We start from the raw sequence: 23,251 nt of genomic DNA on the forward strand, positions 1-23,251 counted from the left end.
CTATCGGTCGCGGCCCGCCAGTTACCCGTTGGTCCATTCCGGACACAGGGGGCTACATTTTGTACAGGAGACTTGGATTACACTTTTGGTCCCAAAGGGTTTTGAAGCGATTCCAACCTGAAGATTCTACTCCTCAAGCAATCATCCTATCAATGATTTTACTTACATACTGGTCGTTTTGATCTTCCATAAAGAGGACGTGCATATCCTCCAATTCTTGAATCGTCTTTCCCCAATTCAACCTGCCAAAGCGAGTCGGCGTAACGATAAAACTGTTCAGAACAACATTATCGCTGGCGAGCCGTGCCTGTATATCCTTGATGACCCGGTGGAATTCGATCTTCTTGTGACCAGGGCCTTCATGCTGAAGGCCGTGCGGTTCAACGAAGGAAAGATGTTGTTTTCCGCCCTTCACTAACCACAGAAGGAAGTCAGGATAGAAGTTACCGGCTTCGAAGAAGCCCACACCACGACCGCGGCTCTCATTGCGAAGTAGGAATAGCTCTATTCCTTCCGATGAAAGCCTCGCGTACTCGCGTTCAATATAGATCCGCAAGTCATCGAGGAACCGAAACTCACTTTCGTTCAAGGACACGGGCGCAATCTGAATCCGGCTTCCCTTGGTGACATGAAGCACTGGCTCATAAAGATGAGTGCCGAAGAGGCAACCTTTCAAATCTCCAGCACGGAGAACCCCAGCCTTCCGGGCCGTAATATCACGTGTCAAACTTTGGATGTCGTTCATGAGGGCTGCTTCACTCGCATCGACGATCAGCTGATATTCATCAGCTTCTGGCAGGCTTCCGTCGCCGGCCTCTATCTCACGAAGCTCAAGCCTCGGCTCGATGAACTCTGCCTTGCAGTAGTTGTAATACTCTTCCGAGAATTTCTGCAAAAGCTCGGCCGCCATCTCCTGCCAGAGAGTAGCATTCGAAAAATCGGAGAACTCCATCTTTCCATATGGTACTACGACCTTGTACCAAGTCCGGTCTTCAAGGAGCGTCTTCATCATTGGCTTGGAGATATTCAGGTTGTGCCAAGTACGCTCGCGCTTGAACTTCTCAAGCCTGAAGAACAGGTCATCGTAGTCCAGGAAGGCAAGGTGACTGTCACCAAAAACGGTCTCTTCCTTGCCGCCAAGCTTGGTGCCTTTTTTAGATTCGAGGGATTGGATGCGGGGATACCAGTCTATCTCGACAACCTTCTGGCGGATCTTGTCAGGCACCAAGGTCAGCGCCGGAACAGCTCCGTCTCGCTTGAAATCGTACTCCCGTCCATCACCACGCTTCTTGCGAGGACGCAGCACTTTCAGGCGCTGACCGAAGTTGTAGGTAATGGTCAGCGGAACCGTGAACACCTGCTTCTGGTCGTTGCGCGGCAGCTCCTCTTCTTCAAGGAACTTTCGGAAGCGTTCCATGAAGTCAGCCTCGATGCCGAAGACGTTCAGAGTCTCGACGTACTGGATCAACGCCGGCTGATTGGTGGGAGTGGCGAAGCCGCTACGCTGGAGCGACCAATCATAACCTTTAAGACGTACGCCGCGCCCGAATAACTGGATGATCTGCGCGCCTTCGCTCTTCCCGACATGCATGAGGCCAAGCGTACTTACACGCCAGCAATCCCAGCCTTCAACGAATCGCTTCGAGCCAATAAGCAGGTTTACCGGGGAGTTTGACTGGTTGATCTGTCCAAACATGGTCTCCGCAAATTCGGATTCCAAAACCGCGACGTTGTCGAAGCTTTGCTCTGCGATATGGCTTGCCAAGCCCGATGCATCGCCCACGTTGATGAGGCCGAATGGTTTTTCGGCCTGCCCCACGCGAAGCATGATCTCATTCTCGTCTCCCTTTATCCGGGCTATCGACAATTCACCACCCGCCTTATTCTGAAACAGTTTGTCGAGGATATCGCGGAACAGGTCGCTGGGTTTCCAGCCTTCTCGTAGCAAAAGCTGCTGGAGGTAAACGAAACCGCCAGCGAAAATATCGCCACCGTCCTCGTCGAGCAGACCAGTCTGCTGCGCGTTTCCGGAAAGGATGTGCTCAATTTCAGATCCGGATATCACCTCGCTATTCAGAAACTTCGCAATAAAGGCAAGAATCTTACCGACATCGGAAACCGTCGCCTTCTCGGCTTTTGAACCAGTCGCCTTGGTGACGCTAGAGCCCACGAATACCCAGAGCGGCTTCTCGATGTTATAGGGCGCATAGAGGCTATGATTGTCTTCATAAAGCTTCAGCTGCTGATAGAAACTCAGAAGGCATGCAGTTAGGTAAGAGAATTCAAGTTCGGCGAAGGTTCGTGGCAGGTTGAAGATGCGGTAGTCCTTGCCGTAGCCGTCCTCATAGAAATATCGATAGGAATAATCAAACAGGATCGTCTTAGCGTAAGACGCTTCGATTTCAGGGCGCTTGGCGGCTGTGACCGCTTCCTTCAAGGTCGCGGAATACTCGAAGACGAAACCTTTCTCGGAAAGGCGCGAACGGCTTCTGAACCAGCCACGTTCTTCCTGGCTGCCCATGCCACGGTGCGCCTCATCAACCAACAGCAGGTTTTGGTCGCCCAGATTCCGTGTCGCGATTACGTTCGGTCCGTCAGTGTCGCCGAGCTTGGTGACTTCTGTGAAATCTATCTGATGTAAGCCATTTTTGCCGGAGGACAACAGATCACTATTATCCGTTAAAAGGCGAGAGGCGACAATGTTACTGCCTTTCATCTCACGGGCGTGCTGAAGGGAGAGTCCTTCGTTTGGAGTGATCAGCACCGTCCGTGTCAAGTCGTGCTTGAAGCGAGACTTCGAAGAATAATGCCGGAATTGCAGGAAATTAACATGCATTAACAGCGTCTTACCTGATCCCGTCGCGTTTTGGAGGCAGAGCTTGTTCAAGTCGTCGAGCTCGTAATATGTGATCCCAGTCTCGTAGCCTTCTCCGGTCCAATAGATATTGAAGTCGGTAACATATGCATTAAGTGCTTCCAACAGCGCTTCGCGGTCCGCAAAGAAGCGGTCGAGATAGATTTCCGCGAACAGGAGAGAGAGCCACTGGTAGCCCTTCCAGACAATCGGCTGGTCACGTTTCTCGTTTATGGCTAGCGTGTGGCTGACGATGTTGTGCTCGTAGCGCAGCAAGTCCGACCGTGTGATCTCAGCCATCGCCCGAAGGTTGATATCAAGCGCCTTATAGAAGTGATGTAGGTTCTCGGGCGTCATGCCCTCCTGTGCGTCTTTCACTCTTTTCGCCAGCGGCTGCATGGGTCGTAACGTGCGCTTGCCATCCTTGTGGTCTTTTAGCGGATCGAACCCAAAAAGACTGACTATCCACTGATTGAGCACCAGCTTGTGGCCAAACGGAAGCTGCTTGTGCTTCGAAGTTTTAGCCATTGGACTTCTCCGCCACAAGCTTGTCCGCAAACAAATCGTTGCCAACATCCCGAAAGACTTCATAGGCTCGAATTGAGCGATCAATCTTATTCATCAAATCGTCTTTGATGCTTTGAAACCGCTTATGGTGCTCATCGCTCCACTCATCAAAATTATCCCAGTACATCGTGTAGACGTTACCATTCGCGTGATGCGGGAAAAGCTTCAATGGTAGGAAGTCGTACAGTTCACCAAGTGAATCGGAAAGCTCATTCTCAAGTGGCGTAAGCTTCCGGTGTAAATATTTCGGCATGCATTTGCGAATAGTTGTCAATACCTCGTATCCCTTTACAACGCCATCCACAGCAATACTTCCAATAGTACTGAGTGGTATCTCTCTGAAATAGTGAAGGTGTTCCGGATTTACTGCATTAATGACAGCTTGGTAACGCTCCCTATCCTGCTTGTAGGGTAGCCTTGATTCCCGCCACCAATCAAAAGCAGTTTTCCCAAACCACCCGAGTGCCGCGACAAGGGCAGTAGCAACAACCACCCAAATCTCCACTGGCAGGATGTTCAATAATGGGTTGACAGCATCCACCGCATTCTGGCTTGCATCCGCAATCGGCTGTGCCGTTTCTGTAGTGATCTCCACCAATGTTAATCCTCCTCATCCCACATGGCCTGATGAAAGGCTTCCTCGATCAGGCGCACTTTCCAGGTTTCCCCTTCTTGCCGAAGATTGGGCAGATTATTGGAGCCGTTCACAAAGATCACATTAAACTCAGTGTCCTGTGCGGAGAGGCGGTACTTCCGGAACCACTCGTCCAGCATTAGATTGTCTTGCTCCAGGTCGCCGGTCAGCTTGCGCCACACGACCAGCGCCCTCTCGCGGTCGTTCTGGTTGCCGGGGGTGCGTAGCATGTATCCCTCGACCTTGCGGAAACGCCAAGCACCTTCGTCCGTCTCCTTCAGAGCGCCGTCGAGCGTCAGCCGGGTGTTTGTGTCGTCGAGCAATTCTGGATCGACCTCACGCTTGAAGGCTGCGTCATAGCCGCGCCAGCGATCCAGATGCTCAACATGCAGGCCGATCAGCCAGTTGAATGTCTCGACAAGATCGATTGCCTTCTCGACATACTCGTCCGAACCCGGCTTCTTGATTTTCAGCTTGTAGGCTGTCGGATCGTCGAACCACTCGATGTTTAGGAGCGACGGACTACCCTTAGTCTCGAAGTCGAGCCAATAGCGAAGCATATAGTCACGCGCGAAGTCCTTGGTGACATGCGCCATATCGGCGCTTGGTCTCAAAGCGAGATTGTTGAGGGCGTCTTCGTAGGACTCCAATCGTATGTAGGAAAACAACGAACTTAGGTGATCGTTGGAGGAAGGAATGCCCTTTTTCCAATCATTGCAATAAAGTGACTTCTTCACACGAGGCAATGTTACACGGTCGAAGTAATCGCCCATCTCCACTAGAAAGAATGTTCTAGACCCGCCGTCCAACCTGTTAAGGTTCATCGTTGCGTGGGCTGTAGTTCCGGACCCTCCAAAAAAGTCGAGGACGATCGAATCCCGCTTAGCACCGCACGCTCTTAAGCAATCCTCGACAAGGTGAATTGATTTCGGAAAGGAAAAATCGGCGATTCTTCCAAACATAGAAGTCAAATAGTTAGTGCCGTACTGCGTCGCCGAGTATTCCTTTTTGTCCCACCACGTAACGGGCATCATGCCTTCCTGATTCACGCGGGCCTTCATATAGACGCCAACTTGGCCAGATTGATCGTTTTTTTGCGTAGAAGTTGGAATAATCGGCTCTCACACTTTCTATACCCCACTTCCACCGACGCTCCGTTCCGTCGGCGGAAATCGGAAGTACTGCAACCTCCTCCGTTCCGAGTTTCTCCAAAACGTCCCATGCCTGCACCTCGGCGTTCCAAGACATTTCGGGCAGACGTATGCTGTCGCCGGAGACATAGATTGGATAAAACATTTTTGGCCGAGCCTGGCGACTGGCCTCAACGCCGCCGTGTTTTCGAAAGTTCACCCATTCAAAAGCACCTATTTCGTCAGATTCCGCGTATCGGGCGATCTGTTTTTCGGTTCTTGGCATCCTTCCAACAGAAGCTAGTTCGCTGGCACCCGCAAATAGGGTATAATCGTGCGCTTCAGAGAAGCCATTTGGAGTGGATCGCCCAGACGGATTACTTCTTACGACTGCGACCCCTAGCATGTTTTCCTGACCGAATTTGTCTTCCATCAGTTGCCGCAGCCTGCTGAACTCAATATCATCAATCGCGACAGCTATTACGGAGGAACCGCGCATAAGTCGTTGAGCTTCGCGCAGTCTATTCTCCATAAGGCTTATCCATGAAGAATCTTTGTAGTTGTTTTTATAGACGATCGAAGATGCGTCGGTATTGTAGGGTGGATCTATATATATGCAGTCCACTGAACTCCGAAGCGTTGCACTGAGAGCCCGAAGAGCCTGAAAATTCTCCGAATGCACAAGAGTACCGGTTTTCTCATTGGTGAGAAGCTGAATTTCCGCGAGGACATTCTCCTTGAATGACTCATTGAAGCTTCCCGTATCTAGGGGCAGCGAAGTATTTTCTTTTAGAAAATCGACCAATAGTGGTTCTGAATAGCCTTCAAACTTATCAATTGCGAAAAGCTCGACCCACTCCTGACGTTGCGTCTCATTGGCTGCGATCTCCGGGTAGAACTCCTCCGGGATTCGGTCGATCGTGATGCAATACTGCGTATCCACCACGAACTTCTTCTTCAGCCAGAGCTTCTTCTGGAAGTCCTCGAGCTGGGCGAGGAAGTCAATCAGATGCTGCGCGATACGGCGCAGCACCTTGACTTTCGCCAGGTAGGTTTCCACCCGTGGCGCATCAGCGGACTCGATGTCGTCCAGCCGCATAACCTCGTTCTTGATGTAGAAGTCCAGCTCGCGCCGCAGGAACCCTCCTAGGTCTTTATGGATAAAGTAGTCCATGGTGTTTCGGGCTGTGTACTGCGCCAGATACTTTTCCAGCAGTGTCCGATCCTTCACGGATTCGGTCGGCGCTGGCGTCATCAGAGCGGTCACATAGTCGCTCGCTCCTTCAAGGCCCGAGAGAAGCTCCTTCACCTTCACAGCCGCCTCAGCGAGGCGCTTCTTCCGCCATGGCCCCTCCTTACCGGTCTTCTCTGGGTCAGCGCGATATTGAAATTGGATAACTAGCTCGGCCGAACCGGTTATGCCCATCTCTAGCTTCACCGGCTCAGCGTCGTGGATTATGAAGAAACGTTCCGTCTGCTCGGTCGCCTTGACGTTATTGTACTCACCTTCGCTGGCCGACAGGATACGGCAATTCACCTTGATGGGCTTGTTCTTAAACAGGCCGCCGTGACGCTCCTTGAACTCCTTCGCCTGCGTCGGATCAAAGGTAAAATTAGAGAGATACTCAGAAGTCTTGATATAATATTGGTCACGGTTAGCCCAATGCAGATAGACCTCGCGTCCGTCATATGGCACTGCGTAGGGAGCCGCTTTACCGTCCGTCTCCCGTGCGAAATAGCGGCGGCTCATGAAGTCGCCGTTGTCGTAATAGCGCTCGAAGAAGCGGTAAAGATGGTCGTAAACGTCGCCCTCGTTGCTGCCGCTGTCCTTGGCGGCGTCCCACGCGGCCTTGGCCTTCTTGACTGGCTCGGTTGTGTCCGGATCGGGTGCGCCATAATCAACGGCATGCTTTCTGGCAGCCTCATAGGTGGCACGCGCCTCCGCGATGCGGGCTTCGTCCACTTCTCCGAATGCCTCACGGATGATCCCAAGCAGGTCGTCTTCGAGAAACTTTGTCACCTGCCCGGCCTTAGCGTGCATGATGCGGTAGAAGCCGAAGTCAAGATCAGGTTGGTCCAACTGGAACAGCTCTTTTAAAAGACTGATTAGACGTTCTCTTTGTTTTTGTGATTTACTCATACTTTCAATCTTCTCTAATCCGATTTCCCATTCTGTGTCGAACTCGACTCATTAAATTCTCAATGTAGTCAAGGTGGCCCAACTCAAAGCTGTCTCAATTCCTAACCGTCAAATTCTGTAGCCTTAAGTGTTATCACACGGAAAAATACCTGTGGTTTCCATACCTAGCATAACTGATGGATGGTGACCCCCAATAATTCAGAGATACCAAACTCCACTTTACAGATTATCTTGGAAACCTTCATCGATAAAAATGGGAGGATAGATTGTGCCTCGAAAGCGAAATATTTCACATGATCTCCAATATCTCGAATACCTATTTGAAATAGAAAACTGGACGACAGATTATCTGTTCAGCATTGGTAAGGGTTATACAGAGAACCTGCCTTATACCGAGTACCTGGATATGGCGATTCAGGCCAAGATGATTTCACCTGAAAAATATGCCAATGGGTATGTTCGTTTGACGATCCTTGGCAATAGAGATATCGATCACATATTGGATGACCCTGAAAGCGCACATTACGAACCGCAATCCGTCGGTACTTTAACACTGAGAGGAGATCGACGTGAGTATCTTGGCTCTCTGCCCTCGTCAGCGCTGCGCCATATAATATCGCGACTAGAAGGAAATCGGGTTAGGTTTATCTTATTACACGGCCAAAAGCTGCGATATGGGTCAGCTCCAATAGACAGCATTGCCTTCAAAGAAAATTACGATCCTGAGAATTACTAGTTTTGAATTCTTCTGACATTCCGAGCATGAGGATCGAAGTATAGGTTCTGAAGTTTATCGGCTGTGATTTATGGACAGGGCGCAATTTTTAAGGGCGGTAAACTTATAGTTTCCTTCTCCCAGCCAACCTTACTTTCTAAAGTATAAGGTTGCGTTCCGGTAACCGTTAAATCTGGCAGCAAACCCCAGAGAACACATAAAGAATTCCTAGGACTTCAATTTTAAGCCTGCAACGTTTAACTTTAGTCCGCATTGTTACCAATACATAAAATCCCCCTGATCTAAAAGCGAGCGCATCCCGCGGCAACTAGGGCTTCATATGTACATTCAAAGCTCTCTGGGAGTCGCGTAGAGTCGCTTTGGTCCCCTTTTGGCATATACACCACCAAACCAGCCCTGGAACGCGTCAGGAGGACTCTATAGGCGTTTAAACGATATTGCTTTTCTTCAGGGTTGCGAGACACGGACCAGTTTGGCGCCCGCATCTTTCTCGGAACCCACTCGTCATTTTGCCAAATTAGATCATTTCCCCAACAAAGACCGACATAATCGATCTCCAAGCCCTGGCAAACGAACTCCGATAGAGGTGTCTCCAAAGCATTTGACGAACGGTAATCCCCTGTGGGCCGTAAGAACCAATGGATCACGTCTTGGAGCTCGTTAGAACGCGGCGACGGTGCTATTCCTTCGGCGACCAATCTCACAGCCCCAGAGCTTGCTAAAAGCCCGACACGGTGCTCTCCGCGTCTTCTCTCTCGCAGCCATGTCTTGAGCGTTGTTAAATCTCGCGTAATTAGAGCCGGAGGGCTTTCCATCTTATCTGCTGTTGCTTTTGCCTCGTCAATTTTTCCCGCAAGTAAGGCCTCTACCCACTTTCCGTGCAGCTCATTTCGAAAGGCACGCAGGTTCGTTTTTTTTCAGACGGCTCCACAAGGATCAACATGTCGGAGGCCCCATCCTGAAGAATTTTATTTGAATGATCTTTAATGCGAAAGCGACGTTCGACTAAACCAACTCCCTTCCGTGATGTTTCCCGCTTTCCTAAAATTTCCATCTCCACATAAATTGTGTCGCCAATCAGGATCGGTACATGAAAATTCCAGTCTTTAACATTCAACATAGCAACGGCAGATTCTTCAAATATTCCCCATTGCGTCATTGCGCCAGTAATTAGTGAAAGCCCAAATAGCCCAGGTACAATTCGTTCCCCAAATTGTGATTTTTCCGCATATTCCTTGTTAACGTGAATAGGATTCCAGTCACCTGACAACATGCAAAAATTTGTCAAGTCAGCTTCAGTCGCCGTTCTGCCGCCACTACAGAAAATGCTACCTACCTCAATATCATGATAATATAGTGATCCCATACTTCTCTCTGTTTTCAGATTTATTCTGCAGCTCTCAGTCAACTCAACCGTAATGTCGCAGAAAAATGCAACTTAGCGGTCAGAGATAACCACATAGTCGAAAGTTTAAAAAAAAGTTCGGCGAGAAGAGATGGGCGGACACCCTACCGTCCATCTCATTCTAAGTTATTGACCGAGCGATTTGGCGTCGACCTTGGATAGCACTTCGTTGTAAAGCATGTCCGACATCGCCGCGTTGTCATCTTTGATGGGTTCGAATTTTTCTTCCCATTTCTTAATCAACTCGACCATCTTGTTCATCAATGGTTCCGGATCTTCAATCTTATACTTGGTTTTGCCTTGCTCAATGATGACGTCCCAATCCGCCTTCTTAAATTCTTCAATAGAATTCTTGACCTCAGCTGATGGCTCAATTAACTCAACTTCCTTTTCTTCAAGCATCGCCAACACTTCATCGTCTTTTTTCTGATATCCGTATGAAGTATCAATCAGGCCTATCGCGGCATTCTTCATCAGGATCGTCCTTTGATCATCTGTCAAACCATTCCAATGCTTAGCACTGATTGAAAAGACCCCCCAGGGCCGGAAGCTTGCAATGTCGATCATTGTCACTTTCTTTGCAATATCCCAAAGACTGTGGCTTTTCATCGCGCCGAGCGGATTGACGACAACATCAACCTGCCCCCGAGAAAGAGCTTCATACATTTCACTGGAAGGAATGGAGACCGGTACGGCGCCAACCGAGGTCGCCCAGCGAGCGTATAGTCCGCCTGGTGTGCGGATCTTTTTACCCTCGAGAGACGCAAGCGTGCTCAAATCCGACTTACTCATCAACTGAAAGGCCGTCGCACTCGCGCCACCAAGTACAACAATACCGTTTCTCTTGTAGTCGTCAAGGCAGCCATCGCAATGCAGCATCATAAACTCGGTCGTCGCAGCCGATATCGCTGCCGGCAAGTTTCCATACATCGCCATGTCAGCAATTAAAATTGAGTGAGGAAATTCTGACGGATTGTAGTTGAAAACAATTTGTCCGATATCCGCAATACCGTCCCGCAGGCCAGCAGCCGTATTCTTTCCTCCGAGTAATGAGCCACCCGCATATAATTTATAGGTTAGCTCACCATTACTATCTTTTTTTACGCGTTCGATAAATGGCTCAGCCACAAACTCGACCACGGGATTTTTCGGCGATAAGTATGAGGCAAAGCGACCTTCCTCTGCCAATGCCATATTTTGAAACGTTGATACCGTAGCAAGAGTAAGCCCCCCAACGATCAACGCGAGCGAAGTAACTTTTTTCATTAATTTCCCTTTCCTGGTTTACTTCTTTTCAACGTATTTTTTTTAAATCCCATAAAGCTGGAATAGCTTTTCGCTCCGATGAAGCCCCGTATAATGGTGAACTAAGCCGGAAGGATCCTTCTTTCATCAACTCATTAACCTTGGCAGCCACAGACTGATCTCTGGAAATACGATCATCAGGGTCATGGTGATAAGGTCAGCTATAAGGAACCAGAATATGCCTCGAAATATTGTAGTTGTCGGAATGGCGTCACCGACAATTCCCTTGATGACAAACACATTCAACCCGACCGGCGGTGTTATCAGCGCAATTTCCAAGAACTTGGCGATTAAAATGCCGAACCAGATCAGGTTGATATCAGCAGACTCAACAATCGGCAGAAAGATTGGCAGCGTCAGCAACATGATGCCCAGCGGGTCAAGAAACATCCCGAGGATCAGATATACGAGCGCAATGCCCAGCAATATAACAAAGGGGTTAACCGCCGAGTCCAGTACGAAGTCTGACAGAAAATCGGGAATTCCTGTTAATGCAAGAAACCGCGTCAGGATTGCCGCTCCAATAGCAATGACGAATATTGCGGACGTACTGACTAGCGTTTCCGTCACAGATTTTTTGATTAGGTCAAAGGTCAGTTTCCCTCTCAACGCCGCAACAAAGAAAGAGAGAAATGCCCCGACAGCACCCGCTTCCGTCGGTGTGAATATGCCCAAAAACAGACCGCCGATCACCGCGAAGATTATGATCAGAAGCGGCCAGGTCTCTCCCAGCGATTGAAAGCGTTCCTGCCATGTCGGCATAATATCCGCGGCAGGAGCCAAGGATGGCTTAATCTTGACGCGGATGACGACCATTATTGAGAACATAACCGCCGTCAAAATACCCGGTATAATGCCAGCGATAAACAACTGCCCGATTGGAACTTCCGCAAATACACCATAGATGATGAGCATTATGCTCGGCGGGATCATCGAACCAATGGTGCCCGCGGCGGCGACAACACCCGATGCCAACCCTTTATCATATTTATAGCGCAGCATTTCCGGGACAGCGATGCGGCCCATGGCAGCCGCGCAGGCAAGGCTCGATCCGGTCACCGCAGAGAAACCTGCACTTGCACCAATTGATGTAATAGCCAACCCACCGGGCAAAGCGGATAGCCAAAGCCTCGCCGTTTTAAACAACCCATCTGTAAGCTGCGCATGAAAGCCGACATAGCCCATCAAAAGAAACATCGGGATGGAACTCAAAGTCCAATGCGCAGCAAAGTCATAGGGTATAGCTGTAATAATTCCCCACATTGGACCGGCCCCTAGAAGGACAAATATCCCGAGTGCGCCAACCAGACCCAAGGCCACTCCAATTGGTACATAGAGCAGCATCAAGATGACCATGACCGCCAGACCGATAAACCCAATGGCCAGATCACTCATCGAAGTGCTCCATTGTTGAAGTACCTTGTTCAGCCATAAAGAAGGATTTATCCGTCACATATCGACACAACTTGTAGAGCAGGAGCAGTACGAGTAATCCGCATCCGAACGGTAAGAAGAAACGTCCAGGCCAGACGGTGACCTGCGCCTCGCCCATCACATATTCGCCAATTTCGTATTTATCGATGGCATCCGCCCAGGTTTGCCATGTTATGGCACCAAAATAGATAGCTGCTACAATGCCTGAAAATATAGCAATTGCTCGCCTTCCATTGTCGCCAAGCATTTGCGCGAAGAGTTCCACGCGAATATGACTATTCTGCCTTTCGACTTGCGCCAGCGGAAGGAAAACAATGGCTACCATCATATAGTTGGCCACCACGTCCATCGTCCACAACAGCGGCATGTTAAAGAAATACTTACAGAAGACATCAATAGTTATCTGCAGCAACATCAAAACGATCGCCATACCGCCAAGCAGGGTGAAGCTTTCCGTAATACGGTCAAGAAACTTCAGGATCAATTATACCTCCCAAACGTAATTGCAGTTCATTGTTATGCCGCGAACTGCGTTTTATCGCGGCGCATATCGCTATAAATGCTGTTTCTCAGTCTTGTATTGCGATAGCCTTACACCCCTATCGGTTTATCCTGCTCCGCCACATGCTTTGCCACATTGTTAGTTGTAGATGGCAATTTCACGCCGCGAATAGCTTACTCTCCCCTATACACAGGCTTGCGTTTTTCCTTGAATGCCCGCGGTCCCTCCCGCGCATCCTTGGTGGCAAGCACTGGCATGGCATATTTGGTTTCCAGACGAAGCGCTTCTTTCTCTGGCAGTCCGAGACAAGCACGTGCAGATGCCCGAATTGCCTTCACCGCAAGTGGGCCGTTACCGGCAATTGTCTCTGCAATTGCCATGGCCTTCGACATGAGCTGTTCTGCCGGAACAACATAGTTCAGGAACCCAAGTTCAAGCGCTTCTTGTGAGGAAATCGTATCGCCGGTCAAAAGCAGTTCCATCGCCTTTGCGTAAGGCATTTGCCGCGGCATCCGCACAGTCGAGCCCCCGCCCGGAACGATCGCCCATTTCACCTCCTGCACGCCCAGCTTAACATCGGGAATGGCAACGCGAATGTCGCAGCCTTGCAGAATTTCCATACCACCTGCGATAGCATGACCGCCTATCGCTGCGATAACGGGTGTTTCGGTGTCAAAATCACGCAGGAGGGCCTTGGATATCAATTTCCGGTCTTCCTGAATTTTTTGCCCCCACTCATCTTTCGGTTCTTTTGCACCGGAGAGTAGTGGGATCAATTCACCGAGATCCGCGCCCGAACAAAAACTACCCTCAACGCCGGTAAGAATGGCGACGCGCACATCATTATCTTCTCGAATAGATGCCCAGGCATCCGCCAAACGAACAATCATTTCCGGATTAAGCGCATTGCGCATTTTTGGTCGATTTAGTCGAACAGTAGCAATGTGATCTTTAACTTCATAGCTGACTAATGACATTTTCTGCCTCCGTCACGATCTCAATTAGGGGAAAAAATATTGTATTTGCCTTGGCGCTCAACTCGCCCTGGAGCATTCAGAAAGTCACTCTTGGTCATGGAGAGCAGGAGATCGCTATCTGTTGGAGAGTAGGCCAGGAAACGGGGTGCGTTTAGATCAGATCCATCCCCCAACCGACCGACAATAATGCATCTATCCGGCTGCCCATCACGCCCAAACCCAACGGTATAGGTTTCGATAACTGCTGCACCGGAGGGATTTTCCACCAATTCCGGACGCGGCATATTCTGAATTTCATCTCGGTATTCTGCCGGGTCGGTCCGCCGCCAAGGCGCCATCCCTTCCGTTGGAGAAACGGGTCTGTTAGTAGAGTAAATCCCCGCTGCATGCTTCGTGAGATATCCACCATTGGCCGTTACCATACCAAACTTGCCCGGATTTTCCCTTACTTTGTCCAGCATAGCTGCGATGGCATTTAGCGAGTAGGAGCCCGCCCCTCCATGATAGGGGAGTCCACCTGTAATCGTCAGTGGGCGATCATCATCGACCGGAATGCCGAGTTCATCCCGCGCCACTTGCACCGCGCATGGGAAGCAGGAATAGATATCGAAGAAATCAATATCGGAGGCACCCAGGTCCGCCATATTCATTGCTTCGCGCACCATGACCCTAATGGCAGGCGAAGAATGATAGTTCACCCGCTCACTTACATTCCATATTTCGTCCGCATCACCGCACCCATGCAAATAAACCCATTTCTCTTCCGGGATACCAAGTTCCTTCGCGAAACCAACTGAGGTCATCAGGATCGCCCCTGACTGATTAACTTGGTTCATCGCATTCATGTATTTAGTATAGGGCCAACTGACAAAGCGGTTGCTTGGGCCCGGGATGGCAATCTCTTCGGCACTTCTGCGTATTGGATACCAGGAATGCGGGTTATCCGCTGCCACTTCGGAAAATTTTTCGAACAGGCGGCCAATTGCCAACTGATGGGTGTCAATATCGTGCCCGTATTTTCCGCGCAGCGCATTTTCAAAGAGTGGGTAAACATACCGAGCCGGCCATATGCCATAGGCTTTTTCATGCTCATTCCCGAAGGACATTTCCGGTTGCATATGATCGGGATCGCGATCACTTGGCTCCTGCCAGTCAGGTTTCTTCCCTGATTTGATCAGTTTGCGCCCTGTCGCCATTGCCTCCGTCCCCGCAAACAAGGCAAAACGGGATTTTCCATTGGCAATTTCTTCCGCATATTTATTGACCAGAAATTGCGGATAGTTACCGCTTGCCGGCAGTATCCATTGCTTCGCAGATTGTGCATTGATCCGGTGCGCCAAAGCTTCCGGCGAATTTCGAGTGAATTCATAGAGGCTTTTGATAACAACCAGCGTATCCAGATCGGTGAGGCGGTCTGGATTAATCCCCGCGTTATCTGCTGCATCAAGAACTGCCTTCTCCATGAGGTCCATCGGTGTTGAGGCTGTTTCAATATCGGTCTTTTTCTCGGTAATCTGTCCGCCACCGATCAGAATGGGCATTAAATCTTGGTTCATACTTTTCTTTCCCCTGCTAGTCGCATTCAATTCACATTAACTGTGAGCGTATCGTCGCCAGCGATCTTTTTTGCCTGCTTGTAGTCCGCCTTGCCATTGGCCCCGCGAGGAATTGCTTCCACAAAAGCAAAGGCTTTGGGCAGTTTGTATCGAGCAATATGTTTACCCGCCTCCTCCAGAATTGAATGAATTGAGATTGACTTTCCGGCTTTAGTGGAGACCAGCGCGACTACCTCACTACCCCAGCGCTCGCTCGGTCTTGAACTCACAACGGCATCAGTAATTTCTTCATGCTCCAAAATTGCGCGTTCGACTTCCTCCACAAAGATTTTCTCGCCACCTGAATTGATGGTCATGGAATCTCGGCCGTAAAACTCGATGAGATCCTCCCCAACCAGTCGAACACGATCTCCCGTTATGGAGTAGCGGGTGTTTTCAAAGACCGGAAAGGTTTCAGCGGTTTTCTCAGGATCACCCAGATATCCCAATGGCACATGTTTTCGGATTGCAAACCACCCCAGCCCTTCATGGCCCGGCTCCAAAAAGCCACTCATGTCGGGTTTGAAGACAACCGAATGCTCCGAAATACGAAATTCCTTTTTAAAAGCGCTGTTCCTGTCTGTTGTCGTTTTCTCAACACTTGGACCGGTTTCCGTCGCTCCGATCGCGTCAATTATTGTAATGTGGGGGAGCATCTCCATTAGGCGCGCCTTGAGAGCGTCCGACAGCATGGTGCCACTTGTAATAATGTATTTGAGCGACTCGAGAGCGTAATGACACCGATCCATTTCTTCCAGAATTGGACGGGCAAAGGCATCACCCGCGATGGTCAAGATGGCAACTTTTTCTTTCTGTGCCCGTGAAAGCATATCAGCCGGATCGAACGACGCGGTAACATTTGGAATAATCACATAGTCGCCGCGCGTCCAAGCTCTCAAGGATGCAAGTTGCCCGATACCATGCATGAAAGGTGTTGCCGGAAGTATACCAAATCCCTTTGATTTCTGGGCAGCACCAACAAATTCCTCAACGCAATTTATTGTGCTTTTGTCTCGGCGTTTGCCACCTAAGTGAGCGGCGAGAAAATCGCCTTGACGCCACAGTACTCCCTTTGGCATTCCGGTCGTGCCGCCGGTATAGAGAATATGCAGATCGTCTGCGGAATAGCTAAGCCTTGGATTGTCCGGGGAATAAGATGCGAGCAGTGTTTCATACTCTATCGCGCCCGGCAGAAGTGCATTTCCGGACTCATCTGAAATCTGAACAAGGAGTTTCTGTTTGGGAATATCCGGCAGGACTTCTGATACCAGCGGTGCAAAGCGCGCGTGATAAATAATCGCTTTGGTGTCCGCGTTGGTCAGGATATAACGAAATTCCTCCGCGACATAGCGGTAGTTGATATTAATGCTTACCGCGCGCGCCTTGAAACAGCCGACGAGGCACTCAAGATATTCACTGCAGTTGTACATCAGAATGGCAACATGATCCTGACCCGACTGCCAGTTTTTCAGTTCTTTGCGTAGGGTCTGTATCGTAATGCCCTGGCTTAACAACGCATTCGCGAAGCGCCATGATCTGTCGTTAAATTCTGCAAAAGTGAAACGACGGTCCCGAAAAACCAGTGCCAGCCGATCCGGAACCGCCTTCGCGACAGCATCCAGAACCGGTGCAAGCGGCAAATCTTCAGTACTTTCAATATTTGCAGTAACTTTTTTATCCATTTTTATTGCCTGCCCATTTGAAGTCGTCAAAGTTCGGCTGCTGGGTCATCGACCAATAATCGACCAACCGCCAGGGAGAATTGGAAACCACACGCCCCCTGCTGTTTTTGTACCAATTACCAACATCTGGATGGGTCCAAACCATGCTGTTATGTTCTATATCGACACGGTCGTTGTAGTCAGCGTTGACCTCCTCACGCACTTCAATTTCCCGGCTATCTGTTTCGATCAGATGCATAAGGCATTGCGTGATATAGCGAGCCTGACATTCCGCATGGAAAATTGTACTGCCACCATGCGCCAGGTTCGTGTTTGGCCCATACAACATGAACATGTTGGGAAAGCCGGGCGTTGTTATGCCGAGATATGCCTTTGGATCATCACGCCACGCCTTGGATAGTGTATTTCCATCGCGACCATGGATTTCCATCGGGGAGAGAAAGTCATGTGCGTGAAATCCGGTTGCATAAATAATCAAATCGGCTTCATGCAAAGCATCGTCATCGTCGACAACGCCATTTTTCTCTATCCGCTGAACGCCGGACATAAGAAGGTTCACATTGTCCCGCTTCAACATTTCACACCAATGATTGTCGATCAGCATGCGCTTGGCGAAAGGAGGGTAGTCTGGAATGACCTTTGCTATCAGATCCGCATCATCATCCAAGGCCGCTCTCAGGTTACGAACATAGACTTGCCTGTGATATTCATTTTCTGAGTTCAGTGATCGATCCCTATGCAACCATTCAGGATCTTTATGCAGGGAATCCCAAATACCGTCGCCATAGCTCCAAAATAGTTTGAAGCGATACCAGTTTCGGTAATAAGGGATGTTCCGAAGCAGCCACGCCTTATTTTCACTTACTTCGCGATGGTAGTCCGGCAACATTCTAATCCAATGTGGTGACCTTTGAAAAATAGTCAGTTCTTCCACCAAAGGAGCGATTGCCGGCGCAAACTGCATTGCCGATGCGCCAGTGCCAATGACAGCAACTTTCTTTCCCTTAAGATCATGTTGGGGTTCCCATTGTGCCGAATGAAAGGCTGCTCCCTCAAACGTATCCCTTCCGGGAAAATCTGGTATCTTGGGACGATTAAGCTGACCTACCGCACTTATTAACGCATTCGTCTGGAGGTTTTCCTCTCGTCCATTCTTATCACGAATGGATAGGTGCCAACTCTTCTCGCTATCATCATAGTCGGCACGCAGAACCTCTGTCTCAAAGCGGATATGGCGCCTCAGATCATATTTGTTGGCGAACCGCTCGAGATAAGCAAAAATCTCATCGCGCTTGGAATAGAAACGAGACCAATGAAAATTGGGTTCGAAGGAAAAAGAGTAAAAATGATTTGGTGTATCTACACCACATTCTGGGTAAGTATTTTCATACCATGTGCCACCGACGGTCGGGTTCTTCTCTATAATCACAAATGGGATGCCCGCCTGCTGCAAATGCACCGCCGCGCAAAGCCCAGATATTCCTGCGCCAATAATTGTAACCTTGAATTCATCGCGACGTTGTTTTGGTGGTTGCTGCTGCCACTTGAGTTTCTCAAGTGTTGTGCCGTCAAACCCCATATCGCTCAGCATCATCGGTATATACTCTTCCGCTACTGGCTGATTTACATAGACGGAAGCCATCTTTTGCAAAGTGTCAGCATCCGGCAGCGGGGGAATTGATCTTTTACCATCCCGAAGTTCGCAAAGAACGCGAAATACATAATCGCGAATTTCCCGCTGCCGTCTGGGAGAAATATTCGAAACACCATCGATGCTGCTGGATGGTAGTTCATCACCTGACAACATTGGTAAGTCTTCTTCTAGATGAGCTAAGACAATGAGAAGTGTCGGGATATTCGCATCTGTCAAAGCCTTCCGAATTACGCTATTCGTCGCTTTTTTTAGTTCCGTTAAATCCATTTGAAGCATAATTTCCGTGATTAACTGACTTCTTAGCTTTACTTGTTTGTATTTCAGTAAAAACTGTCATTCCTGGTTAAAGGATTGCAGTCGTTCCGACGCTTCAATGAAATTATCCATAAATTCGTAGACAACCTGGCGAACTGTCGTTTGCTGATTCATCATACCCACACCCTGCCCAACGAAATATGAGGCCAGTTCCTTCGCTCCCTCGTGTCCAGACTCAGCCAGTTTAAGAACTTTAGCCATAGCCGGTTCAGCAATGCTGGTTTGAAAGGGCATAGGAAGAGCTTCTGGGGCGATATCTGATTCCCAGGCGTCCGTCCAAGCGGACCTTAACTGCCGGGAGGGCTTCCCGCTTCTGTTTCTTGATCGCACGGTATCACTAGACCGCGCCGCCAACATTTTTTCCTTCACAACGGGATTGGTTTCCGCCTCAGCCGTTGTAAGCCAAACGGATCCCGTCCAGACACCGGCAGCTCCCATGGCCATGCAGGCCGCCATCTGCGATCCAGTAACGATTCCGCCTGCGGCCAGCACGGGAATGTCCCCAAAATCACGCAGTGCTTCACAAACTTCGGGAATGAGAACTAGGGTTGATATTTCTCCGCAATGACCGCCAGCCTCGCCGCCAGCAGCGACAATAATATCAACTCCCGCCTTTGCCTGATTAATGGCATGCTCTTTCTTTCCGACTAGCGCCGCCAGTGGGATATTACGTTCTTTCGCCTTTTCAATCATATGCTCTGGCGGCACACCGAGTGAATTACAGAGCAATTTAACCGGGTGCGACAGGGCAATATCTAATATTTGGGAATTACCGCTGAAGTCAGCATTTTTTGCAATACGAGGTTTCCGCTGCATCAAATCATCCGTTAGATCTGAAGTATCGATTCCGTAATTGTTAAGAAGCTTTCGAACAAAATTCCTCTGAGCGGTGGAATCAATTTTTTCGGGAGGGGTCTTTTTATCTACCGACCCTTTTTCATCCGTTATTTTTCCAACATATTTATTGGGAACGATGATATTTACGCCATAGGGCTTTCCATCGATATTGTCATCAATCCAATCCAACGTCATTGCCAGATCTTTTGCATGCAAAGGTGCTGCACCCAGCACCCCCATCCCGCCAGCCTTCGACACTTCGACGACAACATCACGGCAATGACTAAATGCAATTAAAGGAAAATCGATTCCCAGCATGTCACAGATTTTGGATTTCATCAGATACTACCCGCATTCGTTTTTGTTTTCATTTGTTGAGGCTATTAAGACAAAAAATTAATATGCAGGGAAATGCTAAATATGATACCTAATATAAATAAAGGGCATATTGATAATGACGGTGGATATACGAAAACTCAGACATGCAGTTGAAGTTGCTCGGTCGGGGAGTGTGACATTGGCGGCACGAAATATGTTCATTACCCAACCCGCTTTGACCAGAAGCATTGCCGAAATTGAGGCGCAGCTTGGGTTACAGCTTTTTCATAGATCATCTAAAGGGTTGAAAACAACGGACGTTGGAAAGGATTTTGTGAGCAGAGCGCAAAAAATCCTCTACTCATTTGACGACCTGATGCTACATATTGGCGAGCATGGCAACTTAAACACTGGCCGACTGCGCATAGGGTTTGCCTCTTCCATCTTTCAACTTTTTGCTGCGTCGACAATCATAGAGATTGTTAAGAATTTTCCTAGCATCCGGATAGAAACAATCGCTGGATCAGGTGAAGATCTCGTGCCAATGCTTGTGAGCGACGAACTCGATCTGCTTTTCGGACGCGCCGGACATATGGAACGCTGGTCTGAATTGGAAATTGAGAAATTGAGCGCGCTTTATTGTAAAATCATGGTTCGAAAGGATCACCCGCTTAGTGAACTTCCTGAAATGGACCCAACCGATATACTTGCTTACCCACTAGCCCAAGCAGCCGTTGTTGAGCAAGGGAGCAGTGAAATTCGAGGCCTTTATAGCCTTCACGAGCTTGAACCAGTGGAACCTTTCTACATATGCCATGATTTTGAGCTGATAAAACGTATTGTCCTAAACAGTGACGCTTACTCCCCGGTCTTCAATGTCACGGATAATTTCGATAGACTGAAGGAAAGATATATGTTGATGGAGAATACGATAGGCCTTCCCAAACAAAATCTCGCCATTGCTACATATCGCAATCGAGAGAGGACCCCTGCTGTCGAAAAATTCATTGAATACGCCAATATCAAGATCGGAATACAATAAAATATATTTCTTTATTAGGTTACTTCGTTTCGATTAATCATAAATATAAGATCTCAAAATAATGGCAGCCATTCACTAACACGGCTTTGATTTTCAGGATAACAAACTTATACATCCACAAAGCCTTCTTTAGAAAACTAAAAGCATAAGGTTCCTTAATCGTTGCAGAATATTCTGGCCCCAAGCCCCACATATCAATTCAATTGGCCCTAGGACTTCAGTAAGGAAACACCAATGTTCTTATATATGCTCTAAAAGCCTCCTAGAGTCTCTGAGTGTCGCTTGCGGCGCCTTTGGCTACCCCCCTATATCATCCCAAACTGGTCTAGAGCTTGCCAGCAAGCTTCTACGGGCGTTTTTATTGAACTTGCAGAAGATTTCAATACTTCCACTATCCAATTTGCTTGTTCTTCTCCGAACGCAGTTGCTATGCCAACCCACTTTTCGGGAACAGCCATTCTACTAGCAATTATCTTTCTTGGCGTTTCAAAGTCAGGGTTTACATACTACTCCAACGCTCAGTCGGTATATTCCGTCGGATCCGGTCACGAGCCCGATCAAAGGATATGATGTGTTGTTTCGCTAGTATACGTGCAGCAGCTGTTTGACTTGGATAACTTTCACCTTCAAATTCAAACTTCAACCCTTTCGTTGATGTTAGGCCAAGTTCTCGTGAAACTGCTTCTTCGGGAGACAATCCAAGTTTTTCTACTCGGTAAGTGAAAGTCGAAACCGCTATATTAAATTTTTTTGAAACAGATTTCTTACTTGGATAGTAATTATTGAAAATCCAGTATCCCTTACCGTGAACTCTCTCCACTTTCTGTTGAATAGTTACCCATTTAAAATTTTCAATTTCCCAAGCTTTGGTGTCATCAATTCTTACTAGTTGGTATTCCTCGATATAGCTTGGAAGCACATCTGCAGACCAGTTATCATAATTCTGCCAACGGGAAGATATAGGGCCAGACCTAGTTCCATTTCGCACGCCATTAATCAAAGACTTCCAGATTCTGAAAAATTTTGTACCTGCGTCAGGATGTCGACTCATTTTGCGTGCAGTTTTTGGCAAAATTTGGCCTCGCGCCAAACGAGTGAGTATGACATGCGGTGCAAGATCAAGCTTCAGGCTCAATAGATTTGCCGCCTCGACACGTGATGGATATTTCACACCCATAATAACGATCGGCTTACCTCTACTTCCTCCAATAGTTCCGCCTCGATTAGCATTAAAGCCATTTGGCACAACGGAATTAAGTGCTGATATCCAGTACTTCTCTTTTCTCCCTAAAACATTGATTTCCAGATTAGCTTCTAGCTCTTCGAGTTCAAAATCATCAGGGCCGAATTCTTGCAATGCTTTATGCAAGGGGGAGATGGATGATTTCGAATTTGCCGACGTTAAGTGGCTAGCATATCTTTGTTCCAATGAATTAATGGTAAGTCCTACATAGACTTTCCCGGTTGATAGCTGAACTATCTTATAAATTCTCCCCAAGCGATCAGTCGCCGGTATTGCAGGTTCTTCTAAGGCAACATCTATATCCCATTTCATTTTCTTTCTTTGCTTGAGATATGCCCGGTCTTCATATCTCCCTATTTTCTTCAAAAACGCTGTGAAGCTAGGATACTCACCTCTCGCGTTTGGATAAAAGTCTCCAAGATAATCAAACTTTCTGCGGCGACCGCCACCATATAAATTACTCCAAGTGTTGTAGTCGGAGCATGCAGCTTGTTTTATCTTTTCAAATGACAACGAAAATCGCTTTTCAACAGATTTTACCCGTGTTCGGAATGTGGCATACTTAACAGCAGGCTCAGGAAGCCCTTCATAGAGCTGTCTTAAGTCATGTTTCGCATTTTCGATAGAAACCCAAGTTTTTCTAACTCTGAAACGCCTTTTATACTCATCGGCTGAGAGTTCGATACATTCTGCGTAGTCCTCTTCAGTTAAATGTGCTTTCTTAAGGAGCCTTCTGCGGAGCCTTCCACAAACCGTAGCAACACCCACAGCTGGCGTAACTCCGGAGTTGTGATAAAGGTCGCGTACACCTTGATACTTACGGCCTTTAAACAAAATCACCTCTTTATTCAGAGTATTGTGTGTGGGCTTCAATCTCATAT

The 23,251-nt window shown here is 48.4% G+C and carries 17 protein-coding genes and 1 pseudogene; 2 read left to right on the forward strand and 16 right to left on the reverse strand.

Features of this window, described 5'->3' with window-relative positions:
- Positions 1–133: 133 nt before the first annotated feature.
- From GQE98_RS12545 to GQE98_RS12560, 5 genes and pseudogenes are all read right to left on the reverse strand, one after another.
- Positions 134–3,382, reverse strand: coding sequence for a DEAD/DEAH box helicase (locus GQE98_RS12545; protein WP_161315963.1), 3,249 nt, complete (start codon positions 3,380–3,382; stop codon positions 134–136).
- Entirely contained in the window at positions 3,375–4,019 is a 645-nt protein-coding gene (locus GQE98_RS12550) for a hypothetical protein (protein ID WP_161315964.1), read from the reverse strand. Before GQE98_RS12550 ends, GQE98_RS12545 begins: the two co-directional genes overlap by 8 nt.
- Positions 4,020–4,021: 2 nt before the next feature.
- Positions 4,022–4,879 carry a hypothetical protein gene (locus GQE98_RS12555; RefSeq protein ID WP_246157260.1) on the reverse strand — a complete coding sequence of 286 codons (858 nt, stop codon included), beginning with the start codon at positions 4,877–4,879 and terminating at the stop codon, positions 4,022–4,024.
- 45 nt (positions 4,880–4,924) lie between these two features.
- A pseudogene (locus GQE98_RS18460) lies at positions 4,925–5,116 on the reverse strand (hypothetical protein); the annotation flags it as partial.
- On the reverse strand, positions 5,031–7,325 hold the full coding sequence (locus tag GQE98_RS12560) for a DNA methyltransferase (protein ID WP_161315966.1): 2,295 nt from the start codon (positions 7,323–7,325) through the stop codon (positions 5,031–5,033). The gene GQE98_RS12560 and the pseudogene GQE98_RS18460, both read right to left, overlap by 86 nt.
- Positions 7,326–7,593: 268 nt before the next feature.
- On the opposite strand from GQE98_RS12560, the gene GQE98_RS12565 reads away from it, so the two are divergent.
- Positions 7,594–8,061 carry a hypothetical protein gene (locus GQE98_RS12565; protein WP_161315967.1) on the forward strand — a complete coding sequence of 156 codons (468 nt, stop codon included), beginning with the start codon at positions 7,594–7,596 and terminating at the stop codon, positions 8,059–8,061.
- 281 nt (positions 8,062–8,342) lie between these two features.
- On the opposite strand, the gene GQE98_RS18570 is transcribed toward GQE98_RS12565, so the two are convergent.
- The 10 genes from GQE98_RS18570 to GQE98_RS12615 all read right to left on the reverse strand — a co-directional run bounded on the left by GQE98_RS18570 (position 8,343) and on the right by GQE98_RS12615 (position 20,106).
- Positions 8,343–8,966, reverse strand: a complete 624-nt coding sequence (locus tag GQE98_RS18570) for a DNA/RNA helicase domain-containing protein (RefSeq protein ID WP_161316298.1) — start codon at positions 8,964–8,966, stop codon at positions 8,343–8,345.
- Entirely contained in the window at positions 8,927–9,427 is a 501-nt protein-coding gene (locus tag GQE98_RS12575) for a MaoC/PaaZ C-terminal domain-containing protein (protein ID WP_161315968.1), read from the reverse strand. Before GQE98_RS12575 ends, GQE98_RS18570 begins: the two co-directional genes overlap by 40 nt.
- 165 nt (positions 9,428–9,592) lie before the next feature.
- A complete protein-coding gene (locus tag GQE98_RS12580; RefSeq protein ID WP_161315969.1) occupies positions 9,593–10,732 on the reverse strand; it encodes a C4-dicarboxylate TRAP transporter substrate-binding protein in 1,140 nt (379 codons plus the stop codon).
- 126 nt (positions 10,733–10,858) lie between these two features.
- On the reverse strand, positions 10,859–12,166 hold the full coding sequence (locus GQE98_RS12585; protein ID WP_161315970.1) for a TRAP transporter large permease: 1,308 nt from the start codon (positions 12,164–12,166) through the stop codon (positions 10,859–10,861).
- The gene (locus tag GQE98_RS12590) at positions 12,159–12,689 is read right to left on the reverse strand and encodes a TRAP transporter small permease subunit (protein WP_161315971.1); all 531 of its coding nucleotides are present in this window, start codon (positions 12,687–12,689) and stop codon (positions 12,159–12,161) included. Before GQE98_RS12590 ends, GQE98_RS12585 begins: the two co-directional genes overlap by 8 nt.
- 191 nt (positions 12,690–12,880) lie before the next feature.
- Positions 12,881–13,684 (reverse strand): enoyl-CoA hydratase-related protein, encoded by an 804-nt coding sequence (locus tag GQE98_RS12595; protein ID WP_161315972.1) that lies wholly within the window; start codon positions 13,682–13,684, stop codon positions 12,881–12,883.
- A 20-nt stretch (positions 13,685–13,704) separates the two neighbouring features.
- The gene (locus GQE98_RS12600; protein ID WP_161315973.1) at positions 13,705–15,240 is read right to left on the reverse strand and encodes an acetyl-CoA acetyltransferase; all 1,536 of its coding nucleotides are present in this window, start codon (positions 15,238–15,240) and stop codon (positions 13,705–13,707) included.
- Between the two features lie 26 nt (positions 15,241–15,266).
- Positions 15,267–16,961, reverse strand: coding sequence for an AMP-binding protein (locus GQE98_RS12605; RefSeq protein ID WP_161315974.1), 1,695 nt, complete (start codon positions 16,959–16,961; stop codon positions 15,267–15,269).
- Positions 16,954–18,882: a flavin-containing monooxygenase gene (locus GQE98_RS12610; RefSeq protein WP_161315975.1), complete on the reverse strand. Its 1,929-nt coding sequence runs from the start codon at positions 18,880–18,882 to the stop codon at positions 16,954–16,956. The genes GQE98_RS12605 and GQE98_RS12610 overlap by 8 nt, the downstream gene beginning before the upstream one ends.
- A 66-nt stretch (positions 18,883–18,948) precedes the next feature.
- On the reverse strand, positions 18,949–20,106 hold the full coding sequence (locus GQE98_RS12615) for a nitronate monooxygenase (RefSeq protein ID WP_161315976.1): 1,158 nt from the start codon (positions 20,104–20,106) through the stop codon (positions 18,949–18,951).
- A 115-nt stretch (positions 20,107–20,221) separates the two neighbouring features.
- On the opposite strand from GQE98_RS12615, the gene GQE98_RS12620 reads away from it, so the two are divergent.
- Positions 20,222–21,127, forward strand: a complete 906-nt coding sequence (locus GQE98_RS12620) for a LysR family transcriptional regulator (RefSeq protein ID WP_161315977.1) — start codon at positions 20,222–20,224, stop codon at positions 21,125–21,127.
- A 499-nt stretch (positions 21,128–21,626) separates the two neighbouring features.
- Here GQE98_RS12620 and GQE98_RS12625 read toward each other — a convergent pair whose 3' ends face one another.
- The gene (locus GQE98_RS12625; protein ID WP_161315978.1) at positions 21,627–23,249 is read right to left on the reverse strand and encodes a GIY-YIG nuclease family protein; all 1,623 of its coding nucleotides are present in this window, start codon (positions 23,247–23,249) and stop codon (positions 21,627–21,629) included.
- Positions 23,250–23,251 lie beyond the last annotated feature (2 nt).

It is taken from the genome of Sneathiella litorea, assembly GCF_009882915.1.
GTDB classification, from domain to species: Bacteria; Pseudomonadota; Alphaproteobacteria; order Sneathiellales; family Sneathiellaceae; genus Sneathiella; species Sneathiella litorea.

Coding starts and splice junctions, on each gene's coding strand:
- GQE98_RS12620 (WP_161315977.1), top strand. CDS start 20,222: ATGACGGTGGATATACGAAAACTCAGACATGCAGTTGAAGTTGCTCGG.
- GQE98_RS12575 (WP_161315968.1), bottom strand. CDS start 9,427: ATGGGATCACTATATTATCATGATATTGAGGTAGGTAGCATTTTCTGT.
- GQE98_RS12625 (WP_161315978.1), bottom strand. CDS start 23,249: ATGAGATTGAAGCCCACACACAATACTCTGAATAAAGAGGTGATTTTG.
- GQE98_RS12610 (WP_161315975.1), bottom strand. CDS start 18,882: ATGGATTTAACGGAACTAAAAAAAGCGACGAATAGCGTAATTCGGAAG.
- GQE98_RS12560 (WP_161315966.1), bottom strand. CDS start 7,325: ATGAGTAAATCACAAAAACAAAGAGAACGTCTAATCAGTCTTTTAAAA.
- GQE98_RS12595 (WP_161315972.1), bottom strand. CDS start 13,684: ATGTCATTAGTCAGCTATGAAGTTAAAGATCACATTGCTACTGTTCGA.
- GQE98_RS12555 (WP_246157260.1), bottom strand. CDS start 4,879: ATGAACCTTAACAGGTTGGACGGCGGGTCTAGAACATTCTTTCTAGTG.
- GQE98_RS12585 (WP_161315970.1), bottom strand. CDS start 12,166: ATGAGTGATCTGGCCATTGGGTTTATCGGTCTGGCGGTCATGGTCATC.
- GQE98_RS12580 (WP_161315969.1), bottom strand. CDS start 10,732: ATGAAAAAAGTTACTTCGCTCGCGTTGATCGTTGGGGGGCTTACTCTT.
- GQE98_RS12600 (WP_161315973.1), bottom strand. CDS start 15,240: ATGAACCAAGATTTAATGCCCATTCTGATCGGTGGCGGACAGATTACC.
- GQE98_RS12545 (WP_161315963.1), bottom strand. CDS start 3,382: ATGGCTAAAACTTCGAAGCACAAGCAGCTTCCGTTTGGCCACAAGCTG.
- GQE98_RS12605 (WP_161315974.1), bottom strand. CDS start 16,961: ATGGATAAAAAAGTTACTGCAAATATTGAAAGTACTGAAGATTTGCCG.
- GQE98_RS12615 (WP_161315976.1), bottom strand. CDS start 20,106: ATGAAATCCAAAATCTGTGACATGCTGGGAATCGATTTTCCTTTAATT.